Annotated in this window: 1 protein-coding gene; it reads right to left on the minus strand. The window is 75.3% G+C overall.

Translation table 11 applies throughout. From position 1 onward, the window contains the following. Window positions 1–138 precede the first annotated feature (138 nt). Entirely contained in the window at window positions 139–1,626 is a 1,488-nt protein-coding gene (locus ACZ68L_RS36620) for a helix-turn-helix domain-containing protein (RefSeq protein WP_469586259.1), read from the minus strand. Between the last annotated feature and the right edge of the window lie 284 nt (window positions 1,627–1,910).

Raw genomic sequence — 1,910 nt, forward strand, 5'->3', positions numbered from 1 at the left:
CCGCGGGCGGGCGGGGGGGGGGGGGGGGCGCGGCCCCCCCCCCCCCCCCCCCCCCCCCCGGGGGCGCGCCCCCCCCCCCCCCCCCCCCGGGGGGGGGGGGCGCCCCCCCCCCCCCCCCCCCCACGCCCCCGTTTCGGTTCACCGGGCGGCGCCGGTTCCCGTGACTTCCAGCGCCCGGAAGGCCAGCCACAGGTCGTACCGCGCGCTCGGCGCCTGCAGCAACGAGCGCTGAAGAGTGGATTCGAGGCGCGTGAGGCGCTTGCGGACCCCCGGCACCGAGAGGCCCAACGCGGCGGCCGTGGCCCCGAGCTGGGCCTCGCAGTCCAGCCAGGTACGCAGGGTCGTTCGCGGATCGGCGGTGCTTCGGGCGGCGCCGGACGCGGTGAGCGGGCGCAGTTGCCGGGCCGCCCACTCCTGGACGGCCGGTCCACGCAGGATGTCGTCGAGCCGGTAGGGCGGCCGGGGCTCCGCCTCGTCCGGGGGGACCGCCCGGAGCACGGTGGGCGTGGCGCGGACGCGCAGGGCCAGATCGAGGGCGGCCTGGTCGGCGATCCGGCTCAGGTCGAGGCCGAGCAGTTCGCCGATCAGCCGGAGCCGTGCCGCCAGGGTGTTCCGATGGATCTTCAGATGCTGCGTCGCGTGCGAGGAGAACGCGAGCCAGGAGGCCAGCGTCGCCGCGAGTTCCTGGCTCCCCGGGTCATGGCTGCGCCGCGGTACGTGTGTGAGCAGCGGGTTCAGCAGCGCGTCCGCCCACCGCGCGCCGGCCGCACCGACCACCAGGGCGGCCTCCGACGCCGAGCCGAAGCGGGCGTGCCGTGCGGGCAGCCCGCGGGCCACGGCCAGGGCGTGGAAGGCCTGGCGGTACCCGGTCGCCGTGTCGGACAGCGGTACGTCCTCGCTCGCCCCCACGACACACTCGTCCACCACGTCGGCGACCCGTCGGCCGAGTTGCTGTTCGGCGCCGTCCGGACCGGCGGGCACGACAAGGATCAGATGGCGCGCGTACACCGGACAGCGCACGATCCAGGACCGGCCGCGGGAGAGCTCCGCGCAGTTCCGCGCGACCTCGTCCCGGCGGCCTGCCGGGCACTCCACGACACACACCTGCACGGGGTCGGGCAACGCGGGCCTCAGCGCGCCCGCCACCTGATGCGCGATGGACAGCTGGCCGGTCATGAGCAGATGCAGCACCGCCTCCCGGTTGCGCGACTCCGCCAGGTCGACGCGCCGGCGCTTGCGTTCCACGGACTCCGCGGCCCAGCACGTGGCGAGCGGCATCGCGACGTCGGAGAGAAGCCCGACCAGACCGTCCGGCAGCGGGCGCGGGGCGACGACGGCCAGGACCGGGGGAGAGGCGTCGGGCGGACCGTCCAGCGGGAACAGCAGCGCGGTGTGCGAACCGCTGTCGAACGAGAAGGAGCGCGCGCCGAGCGATGCCAGTTCCCTGGCGCCCTCGGTGGCCAGCGCGGCGGCCTCGGCGGCATCGGTGACCGTACTGTCCGGGCTCCGGACCACGCCGTGCAGGACGGTGCAGTCCCCGTCGAGCAGTCCGGCCCAGCCCCCCGCCCGGCCGGACACCCAGCGCAGCAGCTCCCGCGATCCGCCGGAGCGGGCCAGCCGGTGCATCCGCAGTACGTCGTCGGCCCGTTCCCGCGCGTACACGCGCCCTCCGCTCCCCGCGCTTTCGCGCTTTCGTGCCTCCGTGCTTCCGCGCTTCCGAAAAACCGGAGTGCAGCGTACCGGGTCTGGCTGTGCGGACTGATACCCCCGGCGGCTCACACAGTGCGAACTGAATCTTCCTGTCGTGCACCCGAGGTCCTAGTAGGGCTTGGTCAGGTTGGTGCGAGTGCTGGTATGTCGCGGTGGCAGGTGGGGCAGGCGCCGGTCCAGGCTGCGAGCAGTAGCTGCAG

Source organism: Streptomyces sp. NPDC104309, from assembly GCF_055584025.1.